General features: G+C 41.6%; 20 protein-coding genes and 1 tRNA gene. 16 read left to right on the top strand and 5 right to left on the bottom strand.

From position 1 onward, the window contains the following. The first annotated feature begins 507 nt into the window (after positions 1–507). The 13 genes from WDZ40_03190 to WDZ40_03130 all read left to right on the top strand — a co-directional run bounded on the left by WDZ40_03190 (position 508) and on the right by WDZ40_03130 (position 12,475). Positions 508–771, top strand: coding sequence for a hypothetical protein (locus WDZ40_03190; protein ID MEX0877838.1), 264 nt, complete (start codon positions 508–510; stop codon positions 769–771). A 427-nt stretch (positions 772–1,198) separates the two neighbouring features. Continuing rightward, positions 1,199–2,971, top strand: coding sequence for a DNA polymerase/3'-5' exonuclease PolX (gene polX / locus WDZ40_03185; protein MEX0877837.1), 1,773 nt, complete (start codon positions 1,199–1,201; stop codon positions 2,969–2,971). Positions 2,972–3,134: 163 nt separating this feature from the next. Next, complete coding sequence (ruvA, locus tag WDZ40_03180) at positions 3,135–3,713, top strand: Holliday junction branch migration protein RuvA (GenBank protein MEX0877836.1); 579 nt, start codon at positions 3,135–3,137, stop codon at positions 3,711–3,713. 92 nt (positions 3,714–3,805) lie between these two features. Then, positions 3,806–4,138 (top strand): hypothetical protein, encoded by a 333-nt coding sequence (locus WDZ40_03175; protein MEX0877835.1) that lies wholly within the window; start codon positions 3,806–3,808, stop codon positions 4,136–4,138. 70 nt (positions 4,139–4,208) lie between these two features. Continuing rightward, on the top strand, positions 4,209–5,072 hold the full coding sequence (locus WDZ40_03170; protein MEX0877834.1) for a peptidoglycan bridge formation glycyltransferase FemA/FemB family protein: 864 nt from the start codon (positions 4,209–4,211) through the stop codon (positions 5,070–5,072). Positions 5,073–5,099: 27 nt separating this feature from the next. Beyond that, positions 5,100–6,476 carry a UDP-N-acetylmuramoyl-L-alanyl-D-glutamate--2,6-diaminopimelate ligase gene (locus WDZ40_03165; GenBank protein ID MEX0877833.1) on the top strand — a complete coding sequence of 459 codons (1,377 nt, stop codon included), beginning with the start codon at positions 5,100–5,102 and terminating at the stop codon, positions 6,474–6,476. Positions 6,477–6,603: 127 nt separating this feature from the next. Next, positions 6,604–6,822: a hypothetical protein gene (locus tag WDZ40_03160; protein ID MEX0877832.1), complete on the top strand. Its 219-nt coding sequence runs from the start codon at positions 6,604–6,606 to the stop codon at positions 6,820–6,822. 112 nt (positions 6,823–6,934) lie between these two features. Further along, the gene (locus WDZ40_03155) at positions 6,935–7,942 is read left to right on the top strand and encodes a MoxR family ATPase (protein MEX0877831.1); all 1,008 of its coding nucleotides are present in this window, start codon (positions 6,935–6,937) and stop codon (positions 7,940–7,942) included. Further along, a complete protein-coding gene (locus WDZ40_03150) occupies positions 7,926–8,843 on the top strand; it encodes a DUF58 domain-containing protein (protein ID MEX0877830.1) in 918 nt (305 codons plus the stop codon). The genes WDZ40_03155 and WDZ40_03150 overlap by 17 nt, the downstream gene beginning before the upstream one ends. 24 nt (positions 8,844–8,867) lie before the next feature. Continuing rightward, entirely contained in the window at positions 8,868–9,860 is a 993-nt protein-coding gene (locus tag WDZ40_03145) for a hypothetical protein (GenBank protein ID MEX0877829.1), read from the top strand. Further along, positions 9,860–10,924 (top strand): VWA domain-containing protein, encoded by a 1,065-nt coding sequence (locus WDZ40_03140; GenBank protein MEX0877828.1) that lies wholly within the window; start codon positions 9,860–9,862, stop codon positions 10,922–10,924. Before WDZ40_03145 ends, WDZ40_03140 begins: the two co-directional genes overlap by 1 nt. Then, positions 10,914–11,435, top strand: coding sequence for a hypothetical protein (locus tag WDZ40_03135; GenBank protein ID MEX0877827.1), 522 nt, complete (start codon positions 10,914–10,916; stop codon positions 11,433–11,435). The genes WDZ40_03140 and WDZ40_03135 overlap by 11 nt, the downstream gene beginning before the upstream one ends. A gap of 20 nt (positions 11,436–11,455) precedes the next feature. Then, positions 11,456–12,475: a vWA domain-containing protein gene (locus WDZ40_03130; GenBank protein MEX0877826.1), complete on the top strand. Its 1,020-nt coding sequence runs from the start codon at positions 11,456–11,458 to the stop codon at positions 12,473–12,475. Positions 12,476–12,638: 163 nt separating this feature from the next. Here WDZ40_03130 and rplT read toward each other — a convergent pair whose 3' ends face one another. From rplT to WDZ40_03105, 5 genes are all read right to left on the bottom strand, one after another. Continuing rightward, positions 12,639–12,983, bottom strand: coding sequence for a 50S ribosomal protein L20 (gene rplT / locus WDZ40_03125; protein MEX0877825.1), 345 nt, complete (start codon positions 12,981–12,983; stop codon positions 12,639–12,641). Positions 12,984–13,106: 123 nt separating this feature from the next. Then, positions 13,107–13,313: a 50S ribosomal protein L35 gene (gene rpmI, locus WDZ40_03120; GenBank protein MEX0877824.1), complete on the bottom strand. Its 207-nt coding sequence runs from the start codon at positions 13,311–13,313 to the stop codon at positions 13,107–13,109. Between the two features lie 37 nt (positions 13,314–13,350). Continuing rightward, complete coding sequence (gene infC, locus WDZ40_03115) at positions 13,351–13,890, bottom strand: translation initiation factor IF-3 (GenBank protein MEX0877823.1); 540 nt, start codon at positions 13,888–13,890, stop codon at positions 13,351–13,353. A gap of 141 nt (positions 13,891–14,031) precedes the next feature. Further along, entirely contained in the window at positions 14,032–14,292 is a 261-nt protein-coding gene (locus tag WDZ40_03110) for a hypothetical protein (protein MEX0877822.1), read from the bottom strand. Positions 14,293–14,340: 48 nt separating this feature from the next. Further along, positions 14,341–14,425 (bottom strand) — tRNA-Leu (locus tag WDZ40_03105). A 419-nt stretch (positions 14,426–14,844) separates the two neighbouring features. Between WDZ40_03105 and WDZ40_03100 the strand changes: the two genes are divergently transcribed. The 3 genes from WDZ40_03100 (at position 14,845) to WDZ40_03090 (ending at position 16,879) form a co-directional block, all read left to right on the top strand. Then, complete coding sequence (locus tag WDZ40_03100; protein MEX0877821.1) at positions 14,845–15,618, top strand: ParA family protein; 774 nt, start codon at positions 14,845–14,847, stop codon at positions 15,616–15,618. Then, on the top strand, positions 15,602–15,895 hold the full coding sequence (locus WDZ40_03095) for a GIY-YIG nuclease family protein (protein MEX0877820.1): 294 nt from the start codon (positions 15,602–15,604) through the stop codon (positions 15,893–15,895). Before WDZ40_03100 ends, WDZ40_03095 begins: the two co-directional genes overlap by 17 nt. Positions 15,896–16,003: 108 nt before the next feature. Continuing rightward, complete coding sequence (locus WDZ40_03090) at positions 16,004–16,879, top strand: ParB/RepB/Spo0J family partition protein (GenBank protein MEX0877819.1); 876 nt, start codon at positions 16,004–16,006, stop codon at positions 16,877–16,879. The last annotated feature ends 106 nt before the right edge of the window (positions 16,880–16,985 follow it).

The raw sequence follows: 16,985 nt of genomic DNA, 5'->3' as shown, positions 1-16,985 counted from the left end.
GAGGAACACTAACCGGAGCATTAACACTCTCCGCGGATCCTACAACAGCCCTGGGTGCTGCAACGAAGCAGTATGTGGATGGTAGTGGTGGGGTTGACATCCAGACGTTCACTGCATCGGGAACGTGGACGAAGCCCGCAGGGGCGAAGACTGTCTTTGTCGAAATCGTCGGTGCTGGTGGTGGTGGCGGAGCAGGCAGGGTGGCTGGTGATGGTGATAGTGGTGGTGGTGGTGGTGGTGGTGCTCGAATACTGAGACAGTTTGCTGCTGCGGAACTCGATGCGACAGAAACTGTGACGATTGGTGCAGGTGGAGCCGGTGGCTCTACAGATGGAGGGGCTGGGGCGCAGGGTGGTACTACCTCCTTTGCAGGAGTCCAAGCCACAGGAGGTAAGGGCGGCTCAAACGGAAACGTTAGTGGCGCGGGAGGCAACGGTGGAAGTAGTGGGTCCGGAGAGTCAGCTACGCCGGTCTTTGAGCAAGGGTCGAGTAACGGGATCGCGGACTTTGGTGGAGGTAAAGGCGCTATTGGACGGACTGCTACAGCGAGTGGGGGTGTTGTTGCGAATCAGACAGCCAACGGAAGCGGAGGTGGTGGTGGAGGGGGTCTTTCAAGTTTTGATGATAGGGCAGGGGGCGCTGGCGGCGGTGGAGGCGGTTTACACCGGTATGGGTCCTATTCGGGGACTGGTGGTGGTGGGGCTGGTGGAACCCCTGGCAATAATGGGTCAGCAGGGGGTTCCTATCGTGGTGGAGGCGGCGGCGGTGTAAATTCGTCTACGGCGGGTACAGGAGGCGCAGGAGGCGCACCTGGAGGCGGCGGCGGGGGGGGCGGAGCCAACGACTCTCAAAATGTATGGAAAGCCGGTGGAGCCGGTGCTCGCGGCGAAGTCCGAGTCATTACTTACTTCTAAGAGGTGAAAATGACACGCGCAGTACTGATCCCACTATTGGCAAGAAGGTGCTAACGCCTATAAAAGAATTTTTAATTCTGAATTTAGAATTTTGAATAAAATTTAAATGACAGAATGTTTCAACCTACCTACCTACCTGCCTGTTTACATGCCGATTGGTATGCTGGCAGGTAGGTAGAACTGGAAGCAAGTCTTAGAATTTCTGCATACAATACCGAAAACAGACCCTTAAAAGGCTGTTTTTTTATTTATACTTTATTTTCAATGCGTTAGAATGAAAATGTATGTTAAGTAACACAAACAAAGAACTCGCCCGCATATTTGAGGAGATGGGTATAATATATGAAATCAAGGACGATAAATTCAGGTCTCGCGCATATCACCGCGCTGCTTTGACGATGGATAATTTTACAAATGACACAAGAGATATTTACGAGAAAGAGGGTTTTTCCGGCTTAAAAAAAATTCCCGGAATTGGCGAAGGGCTGGCGTCTAAAATAGAAGAGTACATAAAAACAGGTCATGTGAAAGAGTATAGTGAACTAAAAAAAGATATTCCGGTTGAGTTGGAAGAATTAACCGCGGTTGAGGGGGTGGGACCAAAAGCTGTGAAGGCTTTTTACAAGGAACTTGGAGTGAAAAATTTAAAAGATTTGGAAGCAGCCGCTAAGGCGGGACATATTAGCGAACTTGAAGGGTTTGGCAAAACATCGGAGCAAAATATTTTGCAGGGTATAACATTTGTAAAATCAAATGGTGGCAGAAAGTTGTTGGGAGATGTTTTGCCTTATGCCGAAAATTTGCTTCAAGAAATACAAAAATTACCCGGCGTGGCAAGGTCCGACCTTGCCGGCTCCATCCGCCGGCAACAGGAAACAATAGGAGATGTGGATATTATTGTTGCTTCTGATAATGAAAAAACCGTTTTTAACCATGTCGCGAAACTGCCTCAGGTTGTAAAAGTCTTAGGACGGGGCGACACAAAACTTTCTGTGCATTTGCAAAGTGGAATAGACATAGATGTTCGCGTTGTTGCTGAAGAAAGTTATGGGGCTGCTCTTCAGTACTTTACGGGAAGCAAAGAGCACAATGTAAAAGTTCGCCAAATAGCGATGAGTAAAGGATATAAGTTAAATGAGTACGGGCTATTTAAAGATAAAAAGAATTTAGCTTCTGGAGTTGATGAATGCGATGTTTATAAAAAACTTGGAATGCAATGCCCGCCGCCCGAGCTTAGAACAGACAGCGGAGAAATTGAGGCCTCACAAATAAGGAAATCCCGACGTAAAGTCGGGACCCCGACCGAAGCGTCGGGGCTACCAAAACTCATTGAATACGGTTCAATAAAAGGCGATCTTCAAATTCAGACAAACTGGACCGATGGCAAAAATACGATTGAAGAGTACGCAAGACGTGCAAAAGAAATGGGATTTGAGTACATAGCTATAACCGACCATACAAAAGCGCTGGCAATGACCGGTGGCTTGAACGAAAAGCGCCTTCTGGAGCATCAAAAGGAAGTGAGAGAGGTTGATAAAAAAATAAAAGGTATAAAAGTTTTATCGGGCGTGGAGTGCGATATTTTGAAAGACGGTTCGCTTGATATAGATGATGAAGTTTTAGCGCAATTGGACGTGGTGGGAGTTTCTGTGCATTCGCATTTTGGTTTAAGCAGAAAAGAGCAAACAGAGCGTGTTATAAAAGCAATAAGCAACCCTAACGCGGATATATTTTTTCATCCTACGGGACGCAGGATAAACAAGCGCGCGCCGATAGACATTGACATGGAAGCTGTAATAAAAGTTGCAAAAAAAACAGGGACGATTATGGAAATAAATGCGCATCCCGAACGGCTTGACCTGAAGGATAAGCACATACGCATGGCGGTGGAGGCGGGAGTAAGGATGTGTATTAATACGGACGCACACTCTGTGGACGGGCTTAAATATATGGATTATGGCATAGCTCAAGCTCGTCGTGGTTGGGCAAAGCCAAGTGATATTGTAAACACATTTTCGGTTAACGAATTTCTTGGAGCATTAAAGGGAGGGAAATGATATACTAAGAACAAAGGATTTTATTCTTATAATTTCAAATTTTAAATTTCAAATTTCAAAACAATTTCAAATAACTGAATTCCTGCCTGCCGGTAGGCAGGTTAAAACATTGGAACATTAAAGTATTAAATTAAAATTTTAAATTTAAAATTAAAAATTTATCGTGATTTCTTATTTAAAAGGCAAAATAATATATAGTTCCGAAAACTCTGTAGTTATAGATGTAAACGGCGTAGGCTATGAGGTTTTTTGTGTTGAGCGCACAGCGATTGGATTAATTGATAAAACAGGTTCTGACTTAGAAATGCATACTCACTACTATCTGCGGGAAAATGCGGCGGAGCTTTATGGGTTTTTAGAAAAAGGGGAGAGAGAAATGTTTAAAATTCTTATAGGAATTAGCGGTGTTGGGCCAAAAGGGGCTTTAAATATTTTAAATGCCGCCTCTTTGGATATTCTTCAGCGCGCGATTGCTGAGGGCGACATATCTGTATTAACCCGCGTTTCAGGAATAGGTAATAAAATTGCGCAAAAAATAACCCTAGAACTTAAAGATAAATTCGGTGGCAAGTGGGCGGGACTTGGCGGAGACATCCGCGGTGATAGTGACGTTATAGAAGCATTGGAAAGCTTGGGATATTCTAAGCATCAGGCACAGGAGGCCTTAAAACAGCTACCCGAAGGACTAGAGGGCACTGAGAGCAAGGTTAAGGAGTCACTTAAGTTGCTTGGAAATTCTTGACTTTTAAAATACATTAAAATCATACGGGTATAATATTTAGAAGTTCTTCATTGCGTTGATTTTATTATATTTTTAAGTTAATATTAAGCTATATGATAAATGAAGAAGTAAAACAAATTAAAGAATACTTTGACGTAAAGACGGAAGAAACAAAAAGACATTTCGATACTAAGACCAAAGAGTCCAAGAAACACTTTGACGACAAGACGGAAGAAATCAAAAGACATTTTGATGTGGTGGCAGAAGATATGAAAAGCTCCGTTAAGCAAGTAGCAGAAGGTTTTACGATGACAAATGAGCGCTTGGACAGAGTTGATGCTCGTTTAGAGAGCATAGAAACCACTCTTGAATCCGTAAATTTACCGGCCCTTAGACAAAAAGTTACAGAACTTGAAAAAAGATTGTCGCTTTTAGAGTCACGATAGGAAAAAATACAACAATGGCCTCACTACCTCTCATTGAGTTGGGCGGTTTTTTTGTTTATGATGCATATATATGTCATTTTTAAATTCACCACAATGGCGTGCATTTCAAGAGAGCGCGGGACGTGAGACCTTTAATATCGGAGAAGGATATGCTCTTAAACTTGGTGTACAGTTTGGTAAAAACTATCTGTACTCTAATTTTTCTGAAATACCAAAATATCTTAAAGAAATAAAAAAGATCGCAAAAAAAGAGAATGCGATATTTTTTAAGTGGGAACCAATGATGGAGCGACAAGCGACAAGCGACAAGCGACAAGAATTAGAAAAGCTGGGGTTTAGAAAAGCGCAAAAAGAGTTACAGCCTCAAAAGACAGTAATAATTGATATAAAAAAAGATGATGATGAAATCCTTTCTAAAATGCACAAAAAGACACGGTACAACATACGTCTTGCTGAAAAGAGAGGGGTGAGCGTTAAAGAATCGGAAGACAAAATAAAGGACATAGGAATTTTTTGGGAACTTTTGCAAGAGACCGCGGAGCGTGATAAGTTTTATACACACCCCAAAGAGTATTATGAAAAACTTATTGAACTTGATATGGCTAAGCTATATTTTGCGCACAAGTCTAAGCAGGTACACGCGGTTGCGATAGTAATATTTTATAAAAAACGTGCAACGTATTTGCATGGGGCATCGAGCTACGAGCATCGCCGTGATATGGCTCCGTATATGCTTCACTTCAAAATAATGCAGGAGGCAAAAACAGAAAATTTGAAGGAGTATGATCTTTGGGGTATTGATGAAGACAAATGGCCCGGAATGACACGCTTTAAGCGCGGATTGGGAGGCAGAGAGGTGGAGTACATAGGTAGTTGGGATATGCCATTTAACACTTTTTGGTATAAGGCGCATGTTCTAAAAAATAGATTATAGTGAGTTTTGGCAGTAAGTATTAACAAAATGAAAAAAGCAATTAAAAAATTAGTTCCTAAATTTGTTTTGGATTACTACTATGCGTTGTGGCCATTTTTGGGCGCTTTTGTTTATGGCCATCCGTCAAGAAAATTAAAACTCATAGGTATTACAGGAACAAACGGTAAAACCACAGTTACACATATTACCTCCCACATGCTTGAACAGGCGGGTTTTAAGGTTGCGTCTGTATCGTCTCTTAGGTTTAAAATAGGACTTAATGAGTGGCAAAACCGTCTTAAGATGACGATGCCCGGTAGAATGAAATTGCAAAAATTTATGAAAGACGCGGTAAAAGCGGGGTGTGAATATGCTGTGATTGAAGTAACAAGCGAAGGTATTAAGCAGAGCCGGCATATGTTTTTAAAATTTGATACAGTGGCCTTCACTAATCTAACCCCCGAACATATAGAGAGTCATGGTTCTTTTGAAAAATATAGGGAGGTAAAGGGGGCGTTGTTTGGTCTTCCTCACAGGACGTCAGTTGTTAACTTGGATGATGAGAATTCAGAATATTTTTTAAATTTCCAGGCGAAGGAGAAAATAGGATACACGCTCAGCCCAAAAAAGGCTGAGAATTTCAAATTTCAAATTTCAAACCCTGCCTACCGGCTCGCCTCGCTCCCTCGGCGGAGCGGGCAGGCAGGTTTCAAAACAAATTCAAATGACCAAAATTCAAAACTCCAAACAGTTTTGGGAGAAAATGCAAACACAAGCCCAAAAGGGATAAATTTTAAAATTGAAGGAAGAGAATTTGAGCTTCCCTTGTTGGGAGAGTTTAATATCTATAACGCGTTAACTGCTGTAAGTATTGGCGTAGCGCAGGGGTTGTCTTTGGAAAAAGCGCAACAGGCATTGTATTCTTTCAAGGGGGTAGCCGGAAGATTAGAGATTGTAATAAAAGAGCCATTTACCGTTGTCGTGGATTACGCACACACCCCCGATGCTCTTGAAAAAGCTTATAAAGCCGTCCAAGACCTAAAACCTATAACCTATAACCTAAAACCTAAAATGATATGTGTGCTCGGTTCGGCCGGCGGAGGTAGAGATAAGTGGAAGCGACCGGAGCTTGGAAAGATTGCATCTCAATATTGTGATGAGATAATACTTACCGACGAAGATCCTTATGACGAAGATCCTGAAGATATACTAAAGAGCGTTGCCACGGGCCTTTCTACAGGTACTAGCTATAAAAAAATAATAAATCGCAGGAATGCGATAGCTGAAGCGTTGAAAAAAGCGCAAAAGAACGATATTGTATTAATTACAGGCAAAGGTGCTGAGCCGCTTATGGTAACAGCAAAAGGACCCATAGATTGGGATGACAGGGAAATCGTAAAAGAAGAATATAACAAGCTCGGCTAAGGCCTCGCTAAATCGCGGATCAATACAGATTAAAGCAGATTAATGCGTATAAACCTCAGCATGTATCCGCCAAGGTCAGCATAAATCAGCGGTATTTTATAAGCGTAGCGAATAAAAAATAAAAATTATGGAAAAACAAAAAACATTGCCCAGGGGCGCAAGAAAGCATATACGTCTTGAGAAATCGCGAATCAGGCGAGAGTTTTCAGGAAATAAAGAAAGAGTAGAAAATATAAGTAAATTGTATAACAAATTTTCTTACTATCTGGAAAAAACAAAGAACGAAAAGCCCGCAGAAAAAGTGAAAAACACACCCCAAAAAAAGACCAAAAAATCCGCTAAATAAAGCGGATTTTTTCTTGACTCAACCCCGCTTTTTAAGGTATAGTTCATTATTACCCGAGAAACAATAAAGGGTAGTTTGTCCTTTGACAACCTACACAGAGAAAGGAGTTGTAATGGCAAAAAATATTTTGGAACTTATTCCTAAGATTGATGAGGTAATAAGTGAGGTGAAAAAACGAGTTTTCGGAATGGATGATGTTATAGAGTATGCAATCCTGGCGCTTTTCGCCGGGGGGCATATTATTCTACAAGGCGTTCCCGGAACAGCCAAAACAAGGCTTCTTAAAGCAGTAGCTGAGGTTTTAGATATTCCTTTTGAGCGTATTCAGATGACAGTTGACCTGCAGCCCTTTGATATTATCGGCTCAGAGATTTTAGACCGCTCTACCGGAAAACTTGAGTTTAGAAGAGGACCTATTTTTACAGGCATTCTTCTTGCTGATGAGTTAAACCGTGCTACTCCAAAAACAAAAGCGGCACTGCTTGAGGCCATGGCCGAAGGCCAGGTTACAGTTATGGTTAATACTGGTGACGGGGCAAATGAGCGCACAATACCGCTTCCTCCTGAGTTTACAGTCTTTGCTACACAGAACCCTCTTGAGCAGATGGGCACATACCCCTTGGCTGAAGCTGAAAGAGACAGATATCTGTTTAAAAAAATAGTGGATTACGTGGATGAAGAGTTTGAGGTACAGATTGCAATGCTTTCTAATAAAGATGAACCCTTGAGAAAGATAATGAACAGTAAAGATGTTTTGGATGCGCGGACTGCCATCTGGGAAAATGTGCACATAGAGGAAGATCTTGTGCGCAAGATTGTACGACTGGTTCGCAACACGCGACCCGAGCTTTCTGATATACCAAAAGACAAATTGAAAATTGGCGCTTCACCCAGAGCCTCTCAGGCGATGGTGAGAGCTTCTAAAGTTCTTGCTGTTTTGCGAGGCAGAGACTATGTCACACCCAGCGACATTGTTGAACTGGCTTATCCCATATTTTGCCACAGAGTTGTTTTTGCCAACCGGCGAAAGGAGGAGTGGGAGAGCATTTTGAAAGAGGTTCTCCACGCCGATTTTAAAAAGGTATTTGAAGGAGATTACAATAATGCCTACGCCACGTAAGGAAGACCTGGAAGCCATTTTTGAAAAATCAAGAATGTCTCTCACCCTTGAACCGCACTCTCCAAAAAGCACCAGATATGGTGACTGGGACAGTGATTATCTTGGAGAGGGATTTGATTTTGAGGAATTTAGGGAGTTTCGTCCCGGCGACAACCCCAGGCGCATACACGCCGTAATGAGTTCGCGCATGGGCAAGGACATGGTAATTAGATACAGAGAGCCACGCGAGGCCCGCTTACTTATTGTTTTGGACATAACGCCTTCAATGTTTTTGCGCGATAAGTTTAGAATGGCTTACGCCGCTATGAGTATGGTATTTATTTCTGCATCTGATATACACATGCCGGTTGCGCTTTGGGCTGTTGCAAATGACTACGAGTTAGAGGCAACATTCCCTTTTACCAATGAGCATATGTATTTTTTTGAGGATATAGTATCCGGAAAAGTAGAAGCTTCAGATAGCTATTTCTGCGTCGAACGCTCCGGGGAGCTTTCGCTGGATAACTGGCGAGAGGCTTTACCCGGAGGTTCGTTTGTCTTTGTTGTCTCAGATTTTCTTGGAAAAAAAGACAATTTTCAGACACTTCTTGATGACGAATTGGGAGATTATTATGTGATTCCCGTTGTTGTGCAGGATGACCAGGAATATACTTTTCCCGAAATAAATTCCCGGGGAGTAAGCATTACCTTTGGAGATGCCGAGGGTTTAGAATCAGAAACCCTTTGGGTAGACAAAAAAACATCCGCCGATGTAAGGGATACTCATGAGAAAAGATTTACAGATTTAAGGGAGTTGTTTAGAGAAAAATATCTTTCATACGCTCATCTTAAAGTTTTTGATTTGAAAAACATAAACTCCAGCATAGAGGATGCTCTTCAAGGAGCATATCCTCCGGCATGACAACCAAAGAAAGGAGGGTGCAAGATGGCTAAACACGCTTTGAGCTTTAAAAAGAAGACGGCATTAGTTGTTTCGGTCGTTGTTACTTTGCTTCTTGCGCTCTCCGTGCTTTTGTCTCCAATATATGGAGAAGAGGTGCCGTGGGATAGCGAAGCAGTTTTTTTGTCTGAAAGTCAGGCCGTAGCAGTTAAAGCGGATATTGAAGGCACAGCCCATATGTTGGGGGAAGAGTTTGCAATAACCCTGATTATTCAGTATGACGAAGATATCGCGGACGTTGATATTGGCGGATTAAGAAACGCAACACTTAGTCCCTTTAACATTGTTGGAGATGTTAACATCAGCCACAAAAACGTGAGAAACTCTGTTTATGAGTATCGCTACTCTACAAAACTTGTTGCGATAGACATGATACCGGGCAAGGCGTATACGATAAAACCGATATCTATTGAGTATGCATTGATTGAGACAGGAGAAAAAAGGTCTTTCAATGTTATACCTGAGATACCGTTTCAGATAGGTTCGTATTACGGCGGTAAAACTGAAGGGGTGGAATTTAGACCTCCGAAGCCAGCCGTAGAGAATAATGTTGTCCGCGCGAAAACAGTACTCGGTATTTCCGGTATTTTGTTTGCGTTGACGGCTGGCGCTATACTTATCCGAACTTATTTTGTGAAAGAGAAAAAATCAAAAGAAGAGGTTGCAACATCTGAGGCCGATATCCTTCTTTGGAAACTTGAACGTTTTCATGACAGAGAATGGCTTGAGCAAAAAAGCGCGGATGGAAGGCTTTTGGAACTTGAACCCCTTCTTTACAGGGCGGCGTATATATTTTTTGAACTTTCACCGACAGACCTTTACAACAAAGAAAAAGAATCTCTCAAGTGGCGCAAAGCGCTTATAGGCATAGACCATGCTTACGCGCCCGATAGCACTACTTATGAGAAAGTTGAGGAAGTTGTTCATGAACTGGATTTGCTCCTTAGAACAAAACAAACAAGAAAGGAGGGGAGGTAATGGATACTTGGCTTCAAATGCTAAAATCCCTTGAATTTACCTCCCCGCTTTTATTATCCGTTGGTGCGGCACTCTTACTAATCCTTGTGGTTGGTATGGTGCGCAGGCGGAAAAATAAGCGAGACGAGGTAAAATCTTCAGCTATTGCGGACATTAAGCATATAGGCATTAAAAGAGCTAAGCAATCTACCGTTTTGGTAAACAGCGCTTTTGTTCTCATTGTTCTCATGCTGGCTTCGGCTCTCGCCTCTCCCGTATCGGAACTTCAAACCTCTACACGGGAAACAAAAACTCAGTACGTAAGAAATGTAATAATGGTTATTGATGTATCAGGAAGTATGAGGACTAACTTCTTAGGATTTGTAGCAGAAAATGATGTAAGAGAGAAGACAAGCTATGAGGCTGTTATAGATAGCGCTATTCCTTTTTTGCGTGATCAGAAAAATATGCGTGTGGGGGTTATTTTTTACAGTAGCAATTTCCTTATATGGCGCAGGCCGACACTTGAGTTAGAAGCTTTGGCTGATGACCTATCCAGAACAAATCTGGATAGAAAAATGGGACTTATGGAACAAGGACAGGGCCAACTGGCGATACTTTCAAAAGCTACTGTAGCTACCCCCGCGCTTTACAGGTCTGCTCGTGTTTTTGAAGAGATTAGTGAGGAAAAAACTCTTGAGAGCAAGGCAGTAATCTTGTTCACAGACCTTCAGGACAACAAAGAAAATGTAACAAAGGCAATTAGGGACCTAACCCGTTACGGGGTTAAAGTTTATGTCATGACCAGCGCGAAAGATAGTGTCATAGATAGTTGGCGGAAATCTTTTCCTGGAAATCAGTTGGTACGTTTTTTCCCAATTAACTCATCTGATGAGATGGAAGAGGCTTATAATGCTGTAAGCGTTCTGGAGTCGGAACCTATTCAGATTAATGAAGTAACCACAGAAAGAAACACTCTTTCTCCTGATATAGCCCTGTTACTTGTTGTTTTTAGTACTGTCTTTATTGTCGTACGCGAGCGTTACGCCAGAGAAGTTAGAGGAGGTGATAAAGATGAAAAGTAGAATAAAAGGAATTATTTCGCATCCGGTTACCTGGATTGTTATTCTGTCTATTTTGGCAACAGGGTCCTTTTGGGCAATGGGTATGCAAAATAGTCGCGCAGACGAGGTTCGCGCTTATAACAATGGCATAAGGTTTATGGAAGAAGGAAGTTTGAACGAAGCCTTTGAAGAGTTTATTAAGGTTACGGAAACACTGCCTCATAATTCACAAATAGACGCTATGGCAGAATATCAGATGGCGTGGATGCTCGCAAAATTTGGAGATGGAGAATTTGAGACTCTTCAAAACGCAAGAGCTCTTTGGACATCTTCGTTGTACAAAGCGCATCCGGATAAAGATGCGGCAATAAACATAGAATTGATAATTTCTATGATGGAGGACATTCTTCAAGAACAAAACCTTTCACAAAGTGAAATAGATGACATCTTAGATGGAGAGGAAGACTCGAGACCCGGTGACGGCGAGGGCAAGGGCAAAGGCGAAGGATCAGAGAATGAAAACAATTACTAATCTTGTAAGGGAGGTGTTGTATGCATTTTGAACGTCCTTATGCCTTGTTGCTTTTAATACTTATCCCGATTGCTTTGATTGTTTTTAGACAGTCATATCGCGGGGATAGCAGCATACTCAAAGTGCTGAGAGTTCAGGGAAAACACCTTTCAAAAAATTATTTGAAGCTTGCAACAGCATGGATCTTTTTTCTGGCAAGCTTGGCAATTGTTGCCGCTGGTCCATATATTCCCACACATGGTGCGCCTGATGTTTCAGGGACAGGGGATTACGTCATTGTTGTAGATATATCAGCAAGTACGGCGGCAAGAAGCAGTCCTGTTGAAAAAAGCATTGAAGAGATAAGCAAGGAAATAGCAATGGAAATAGTGGAATCCATGCCCGTGGCAAGGTTTCAAGTGTTTGGATATACAAGGCTTGCGTTCACGCTTTCATCTTTTACAAATAACTACGAAGAGTTAAAGGATACTATAGAAAATAGTCTGTACATCAACGCAATTCCCTGGCAGGGTTCGGATTTGGCAAATGCCTTAGGCGCTTTGCATCACCAAAAGACTGAAAATCCAAGTTATGAAAATGTTGAATATGTAATTCTTCTTTCAGATGGAAACCTTGAAAGAGCTTCATCTGTAAATAACTTTAAGACCACTCGCGCCAGTAGAGAATTGGAAAAAATAAGAAGTTCCGGTCTTAAGGTAATATCTGTAGGTATTGGTTCTACGGATGGATGGAATATACCTCTATATGATGAGTATGGAAATTTTACAGGCAGATTTCAGACACTTCGCGAAGGCAAGCTTTTTACCGCTCAACTGAACGAGAAAAATCTACGCCAACTGTCTTCAGCGACGGGTGGCAGATATTTTCACTACGAGAACACAAGAGAATTAGTAGATTTTCTAAAAAGCACCTTATCAGAAAGCGTCGCACCTTCAAGCGAAGATGGCGTTAACGTAGCTAACAAGCAGGATGTAAGCACACTCTTTCTCTTGGTCTCTGCCGCATCACTGGCATTTATTTTTAAAAAAGAACTTTATTAAACCCCATACTATTGGTATGGGGTTTTAAATTAAAAAAATACTCCATAGGGAGTATTTTTTTTTGTTGGGTATTTACTATCTGTATTTACTTTACCACCGCACATAAATTAAATTTATGTGCGGGATAAGTAATTCTAAACTCATTATGCAAATTTGTTAAGGATTACTTTACCTTTTCAACTACTTTGCCGAATACTTCAGGTTCATTTTCTGCCAAATCTGCCAGTACCTTACGGTCAAGCTCCACGTTGTTTTCTTTGAGTGAGTGTATGAATTTGCTGTAAGTTGTGCCGTTTTGACGGGAAGCAGCGTTTATCTTTATCTGCCAAAGCTGTCGCATATTCCTTTTTTTCTGTTTTCTGCCTATAAAGGCGTTCGCCATTGCGTGGTCGGAGGCATCTTTAGCTATTTTGTATACGTTTTTTCTTCTCCACTTAAAACCCTTGGTCTGTTGCAAGACCTTTTTTCTTTTTTTTGTTCTTACTTTTCCTCTTTTTACTCTAGCCATAATTTTTTAAATATTTTTACCTAAGTCCTATCTCCTGCGAACCTGTCTGCCGTGCTTGCGGTACAGGTAGACACACAGGCAGGCCTGTCTGCGTGCGTTCACGCACAGGCAGGCGAAGCGAGCTTATTTGTAGGGCATTAACCGTTTTAGTGTTTTTTCTTCTGCCTTAGACACAGGTACAAGCTTTCTTTTTCCGCGCCTATTTTTGCCTGTCATTTTCGCGTTAAAGTGACTCTGTCCGGCAGGTCTGCGCAATATCTTGCCGGTAGCTGTTACCTTAAACCTTTTCGTTACCGATTTTTTAGTTTTGAGTTTATTTTTTTTAGCCATATATTTATTTTGCTTAAGCTCACAGTTGTTTTATTGTTTACTTTGAGCTTTTGATTATAAAATACATTCCGCGAGGATATCTTTTGGGAGACTGTTCTACCTCGTACTCCTCTGTTAGGTAGGCCAAAAATTCATCCACACGCTTTCTTGCCAACTCTTCATTTGCCTTTTCACGTCCGCGCATGATGAGTTCAACTTTAACTTTATAACCTTTTTTTAAAAATTTGTCCACATTCTTAGCTTTAAACTCTCTGTCGTGGTCAGATGTCTGCATTCCAAAGCGTACACCTTTGGTAACAGATGCTCCCGCCTGTTGTTTTTTCCTGGACTCCTTGTCCTTTTTTTCTTGCTGGTACACGTATTTTCCATACTCGGTTATCCGTGCTACAGGAGGGTTGGCGTTTTCGGATATAAGTAGTAGGTCCAGCCCTTTTTCTTTTGCCGCTTCAAGCGCGTCTTTAACACTTAAAACTCCCAGGTTTTCTCCTTTGTCGTCAATAACGCGCACCTCCTGTGCGCGTATCTGTTCGTTCATCTTAGGCTTTTTTACGTATCGTTTACTCGGTTTATATATCATCTTTCAAGCTTAATATAACACATGCTCATAAATAAATAAAGAGCCGCCACTGGGGCGGCTTAAGTAGGTTGATTTACTAATTGCTAACTGTATATTCCAGTATAAGCGCGTCCTCTTTAGGGTTTTTGTAATATTCCTGTTCTATTCCTTTTTCCTTAAATCCGTACTTATAGTTACATAGTACTTTGGGTCGGTCTTTTCAGGGTCGTGTTTGAGGGTAAAAACTTCGTAAGGCATTTTATCCAAACCGAATTTTTTGTATTGCTCGTCGTTTACTCCCGTCAAAATGATTTTCCTGTTCGGATATACGTCGAGAAGCTCGCGCATTTCGGTAAAAATTTCAAAACCGTTCTCGGTTTCTACAACAAAAGCACCTACTGCGTCTACAAGTATTGTTTTCATATTATGCTCCACTTTTAGTTGTTTTTACTAAATCGGAAAGTTTGATATTGGTGCCCGGGGGGAGAGTCGAACTCCCACACCTTGCGGTACACGATTTTGAGTCGTGCGCGTCTGCCAGTTCCGCCACCCGGGCATGTTTATAGTAAAGTTTTTAAGAATTCTTTACCGAAGCCTGATTTTAATTGTTTTTCACGATTCCGTGCTTCTTGTCGTGTTTTAAAATTTTCAGCATGTATCAATTGAAAGGGTCTGTAAGGTTTTGTGGTTTTCTCTCTGCCGTTATCGTGTCTCAATAGTCTATCTTCAAGATTCTTTGTTAATCCAACATAGATATAATTATTCTGCTTGCTTTTTATAGCGTATACTGTAAACATTTAAATGTTGTTTTTGAGTCGTGCGCGCCTGCCTGCCGGCAGGCAGGTATACCAGTTCCGCCACCCGCCCTTATCTTATTTTAGCTATACTTTACCACAAAAATAGTTCATTTTAAAGAGTTTGTCAATTTTGCTTTTTGTTGCTATTATTGTTCTATTACTGATATTATGAAGGAATATGGGAGCCGTAATTACACTTGCTAATCAAAAAGGCGGAACAGGGAAGACCACAACAGCTTTAAACCTTGGGGTTTATCTTGCCGCGTACGGAAAAAAAGTACTTCTTGTAGATGTAGACCCTCAGGCTAACGCGAGTTCAACCTTTGTTTCAATAGACAATCTTCCTGTGCATGTTTACCATACGCTTGTCGGGGGTATTTTGCCGGAAGATGTAATAAAACCGACAGGTCTTTTTTCTCTGGATATTCTGCCTTCGCATCCCGATTTGGCGGGAGCTGCCATAGAACTTGTAAGCCATAAGAACCGTGAATTTAAGTTATATGATACAATAAACAGGGTAAAGGATAATTATGATTTTGTTTTAGTTGACTGTCCGCCGAGTCTTGGGCTTCTGACATTAAATGCGATAGTGGCGGCAGATCACGTTTTAATACCCGTGCAGAGTGAATATTATGCCCTTGAAGGTTTAGGACAGCTTCTAAACAGTGTAGATCTTATAAGAAAGAATCTGGACAAAGACGTAAGGATTTTGGGAGCAGTGTGCACCATGTATGACAAAAGAAACAGATTGAGCCGTACTGTACTTAAGGATGTAAGGCGGAACTTTCCGGGATATGTGTTTGACGCTGTTATTCCAAGAAATGTAGCTTTAGCCGAGGCGCCCGGGTATGGCCAGACAATTTACCAGTTTGATCCGGCAAGTAGTGGCGCAAATGCTTACCGCCAGCTTGCGAAAGAAGTAATACAGGTGCTTAATGAGCACAAGCCGTAGGCGCAGTGCGAATTTAGCAACGTATTACCGAGCACTCAAATTATTTTTTATGTACTATGTTTATGTAATTAAAAATATTAAAACTAGCGAGACTTATATGGGGTATACTGAAGATTTAAAACGAAGAATGAAAGAACATAAAGATAAAAATCCGCAACTAATTTATTATGAAGCATATAGAGATAAGCGTGATGCGCAGGTTCGAGAGATAAAACTGAAACAAAGAGGCCAATCTATAAGATGGTTAAAGGCAAGATTAAAATTTAGTTTAAAATAATTTGAGTGCTCGGTGCTCAGTTTTGCAGCCAATCAGGTTGCGTTAATAAATTAACTTGCCCTCTTGCCTGCCCGCCATAGCCTTGGCGCAGGCGGGGGCAAAAATGGCATGAAAGGATTAGAATCTTTAATACCCCAAAAAAAATCAGATAAATCAGGCGTTCAGGGCAGGGACAGCGTTTTTTTAATTGATATAGACCTAATAAAGCCAAACCCTTACCAGCCCAGAAAAGAGTTTAAAGAAAGCGAACTTAAAGATCTTGCTGACTCAATAAAGGTGTATGGGGTTTTACAGCCGCTTATGGTGAGCAAGGTAGAGCGTGATGTGCCAAGTGGCAGAGAGGTAGAGTACGAACTTATCGCGGGAGAGAGAAGGTTGCGCGCGGCAAAGCTCGCGAGCTTGCCGAGAGTTCCCGCTATTATTAAACATTCAACCAATAAAGAAAAACTGGAAGTTTCTTTAATAGAGAACATACAACGTGATGACCTAAGCGCTCTTGAGGAGGCCTATGCTTACAAACAGCTCGCCGAAGAGTTTAATATGAAGCAAACAGATATTGCGAGCCGTGTTTCAAAATCTGCTTCTTATGTTGCTAACACCGTTCGTATTTTGAATCTTCCCGAAAATATTTTAAGCGCGTTAAGCCGTGGGGAGATAAATGAAGGACATACTCGCCCGCTTTTGAGTCTTCAAGGCGAGGCGCAAGATAAACTTTTTACAGAGATAAGTTCAAGGGGGTTGAATGTTCGCCAGGCAGAGCAAAGGGCGCGTGAATTGGGCGCTAAAACCACAAAGGCAACACAGGCAAAAGCCGCGGGTAAAGTAAAAATGGATGCTGAAACCTTAAAACTGGTGGAGAACTTCAAAAATACATATAATCTTGCGGATGTGCGTGTACGGGCAAAGGGAAGAAAAGCACATCTTGCGATGCATTTTCCAAGTAAGAAGGAGCTACAAGAATGGATGGAAGGGTTGTTGGAGTAGGAAATTTAAAATATAACCCTTTAGCACCCTCAGAGGGTGCTAAAATTCACAGAACCCCCCCACACAAAACATAGAATTTTTTGGTATTAAGTTATGGTAGAATATA

This window comes from Candidatus Spechtbacterales bacterium, from assembly GCA_040879145.1.
Lineage (GTDB): Bacteria > Patescibacteriota > Minisyncoccia > Spechtbacterales > 2-12-FULL-38-22 > JAWVZY01.
Note: the sequence above shows the minus strand (reverse complement) of the source record. Positions and strands in the feature narration are given on the sequence as shown.

What these genes read in the sequence shown, in the direction of transcription:
- WDZ40_03100 (MEX0877821.1), top strand. Translation starts at nt 14,845, where the DNA reads ATGGGAGCCGTAATTACACTTGCTAATCAAAAAGGCGGAACAGGGAAG.
- WDZ40_03140 (MEX0877828.1), top strand. Translation starts at nt 9,860, where the DNA reads ATGGATACTTGGCTTCAAATGCTAAAATCCCTTGAATTTACCTCCCCG.
- polX (MEX0877837.1), top strand. Translation starts at nt 1,199, where the DNA reads ATGTTAAGTAACACAAACAAAGAACTCGCCCGCATATTTGAGGAGATG.
- rpmI (MEX0877824.1), bottom strand. Translation starts at nt 13,313, where the DNA reads ATGGCTAAAAAAAATAAACTCAAAACTAAAAAATCGGTAACGAAAAGG.
- WDZ40_03110 (MEX0877822.1), bottom strand. Translation starts at nt 14,292, where the DNA reads ATGAAAACAATACTTGTAGACGCAGTAGGTGCTTTTGTTGTAGAAACC.
- WDZ40_03160 (MEX0877832.1), top strand. Translation starts at nt 6,604, where the DNA reads ATGGAAAAACAAAAAACATTGCCCAGGGGCGCAAGAAAGCATATACGT.
- rplT (MEX0877825.1), bottom strand. Translation starts at nt 12,983, where the DNA reads ATGGCTAGAGTAAAAAGAGGAAAAGTAAGAACAAAAAAAAGAAAAAAG.
- WDZ40_03165 (MEX0877833.1), top strand. Translation starts at nt 5,100, where the DNA reads ATGAAAAAAGCAATTAAAAAATTAGTTCCTAAATTTGTTTTGGATTAC.
- WDZ40_03135 (MEX0877827.1), top strand. Translation starts at nt 10,914, where the DNA reads ATGAAAAGTAGAATAAAAGGAATTATTTCGCATCCGGTTACCTGGATT.
- WDZ40_03090 (MEX0877819.1), top strand. Translation starts at nt 16,004, where the DNA reads ATGAAAGGATTAGAATCTTTAATACCCCAAAAAAAATCAGATAAATCA.
- WDZ40_03145 (MEX0877829.1), top strand. Translation starts at nt 8,868, where the DNA reads ATGGCTAAACACGCTTTGAGCTTTAAAAAGAAGACGGCATTAGTTGTT.
- WDZ40_03170 (MEX0877834.1), top strand. Translation starts at nt 4,209, where the DNA reads ATGTCATTTTTAAATTCACCACAATGGCGTGCATTTCAAGAGAGCGCG.
- WDZ40_03095 (MEX0877820.1), top strand. Translation starts at nt 15,602, where the DNA reads ATGAGCACAAGCCGTAGGCGCAGTGCGAATTTAGCAACGTATTACCGA.
- WDZ40_03150 (MEX0877830.1), top strand. Translation starts at nt 7,926, where the DNA reads ATGCCTACGCCACGTAAGGAAGACCTGGAAGCCATTTTTGAAAAATCA.
- WDZ40_03155 (MEX0877831.1), top strand. Translation starts at nt 6,935, where the DNA reads ATGGCAAAAAATATTTTGGAACTTATTCCTAAGATTGATGAGGTAATA.
- WDZ40_03175 (MEX0877835.1), top strand. Translation starts at nt 3,806, where the DNA reads ATGATAAATGAAGAAGTAAAACAAATTAAAGAATACTTTGACGTAAAG.
- infC (MEX0877823.1), bottom strand. Translation starts at nt 13,890, where the DNA reads ATGATATATAAACCGAGTAAACGATACGTAAAAAAGCCTAAGATGAAC.
- WDZ40_03130 (MEX0877826.1), top strand. Translation starts at nt 11,456, where the DNA reads ATGCATTTTGAACGTCCTTATGCCTTGTTGCTTTTAATACTTATCCCG.